This is a genomic window from Chitinophaga sp. (assembly GCF_036566945.1).
Classification (GTDB): Bacteria; Bacteroidota; Bacteroidia; order Chitinophagales; family Chitinophagaceae; genus Chitinophaga.
In genome coordinates this window covers 1-1,566 of record NZ_DATCVJ010000257.1, presented here as the reverse complement: position 1 = coordinate 1,566, position 1,566 = coordinate 1, and the positions used below count along the sequence as shown (strand labels likewise).

Genomic DNA, 1,566 nt, shown 5'->3' with positions numbered 1-1,566 from the left:
TACCATGCAGGGGTTTATGATTGTTATTGTTTGCCTTCGGCAGATGTTGTTGCAGCCAGGCCACTATTTGCTCAGGTTCTGCCATACGGCCTTCTCCGAACAGGCCACTGGCCAGCTCTCCGGAGGCGATGGGTATTTGCTGGTGTCCGTAGGAGATGAGTTTATCCACATTACTGCGGGTAGCCGGGTGATGCCACATATCTTCATCCATAGCAGGGGCAAATATCACGGGGCAGGTAGCAGAGAGGTACACGGCCAGCAGCAGATTGTCGCAAAGGCCCTGGGCCATTTTGGCGATGGTATTAGCGGAAGCGGGGGCAATGACCATGATATCTGCCCAGCGTCCGAGCATGACGTGATTATTCCAGCTGCTATGATCGCTGATGTTGGTGGGCACCTCGTTTTTGGAGAGGGTGGCCAGGGTGAGGGGGGTAATGAAATCGGCGGCAGCAGGCGTCATAATCACCTTCACTTCCGCGCCTTCCTTTACCAGCAGGCGGATCAGGGTAGCCGCCTTATAGGCAGCAATACTGCCGGAAACTCCCAGCAGGATCTTCTTTCCTTGTAGCATTTTGATAGCGTCCATGGACATATATAAAAACAAAAGCGGCAGAAATCATTCTGCCGCCATGAAATTAATATTTTTATTTTTCGCAATCGCGAACCTCACAAAATAATGTGGGGCGGATTAGCTAAACAAATCGTCGTCGTTCTTGCGGAAATAAATTTTGCTGTCCAGGAACTCCTGGGTAGCCTGGATAGCCGGATTTGCCAGTCTTTCGTAAAAACGGGAAATCTCAATCTGCTCCTTATTTTCGTGTACTTCCTCAAGGTTGTCAGTATGGCTGGCAAACTCTTCCAGTTTGGAATGGAGCTCCTCTTTCACGGAAATATTGATCTGATTGGCGCGTTTGGCTATCACGGCAATAGACTCATATAAATTACCAGTTCTGTTCTTAATATCGGTAGTATTTTTGGTTTCTACCCAGGGATTAAGGCTACTGGTTAGACTTCGCTTTAATTTGCTCATTATCCAGTGTTTTAATGTTGTTTTGTGCTAAGGTATAAAATTTTTCGGCATCGACCTTCAATTTGCTGTTCGGGTAGTGATCCGCGAAGTCCAGGTATTCGTCCAAAACGGTGGCGTAGCGCTCCTTTTGTCTTTCCGGAATACTGTTTTTAGCATAATTATAGTAAGATCTGATGGCCATTACTTTGTATCCATCGCTTTTATCAGAGTCGGGGTAGTTGCGCATCAGGTTTTTGAAGGCAATACCGGCTGCTTTGAAAAAGCCCAGGTTATAGTATAATTCGGCGCTGGAGTATTCTTTCTGCTCCAGCTTGCGGCGGCACAACTCTATTACCAGGTTGGCTTCCGATACTTTATCAGCGGTTGGATAGTTATTGATGAAGGTTTGCATGGCAGCAATGGCCTTCATGGTATTGGTTTGATCCAGCGACACTTTAGGGGATTGCTTGTAATAGCAATATGCCTGCATGTAGTCAATTTCCACTGCTCTGGGGCTGTTAGGGAACAGATCCAGGTAATTCTTAAACTGGAATGCC

At 47.0% G+C, this 1,566-nt stretch carries 3 protein-coding genes; all 3 read right to left on the bottom strand.

Features of this window, described 5'->3' with window-relative positions; translation table 11 throughout:
* A partial coding sequence (locus tag VIP81_RS07570; RefSeq protein ID WP_331958025.1) for a flavoprotein occupies positions 1–586 on the bottom strand: 586 nt, incomplete at its 3' end.
* 102 nt (positions 587–688) lie between these two features.
* Complete coding sequence (locus VIP81_RS07565) at positions 689–1,030, bottom strand: DNA-directed RNA polymerase subunit omega (RefSeq protein ID WP_079469388.1); 342 nt, start codon at positions 1,028–1,030, stop codon at positions 689–691.
* The coding region (locus tag VIP81_RS07560) for an outer membrane protein assembly factor BamD (RefSeq protein ID WP_331958021.1) at positions 999–1,566 on the bottom strand (568 nt) is incomplete at its 5' end. The genes VIP81_RS07560 and VIP81_RS07565, both read right to left, overlap by 32 nt.

Excerpts from the sequence above, each read along its gene's own strand:
- VIP81_RS07565 (WP_079469388.1), bottom strand. The coding sequence starts at position 1,030 with ATGAGCAAATTAAAGCGAAGTCTAACCAGTAGCCTTAATCCCTGGGTA.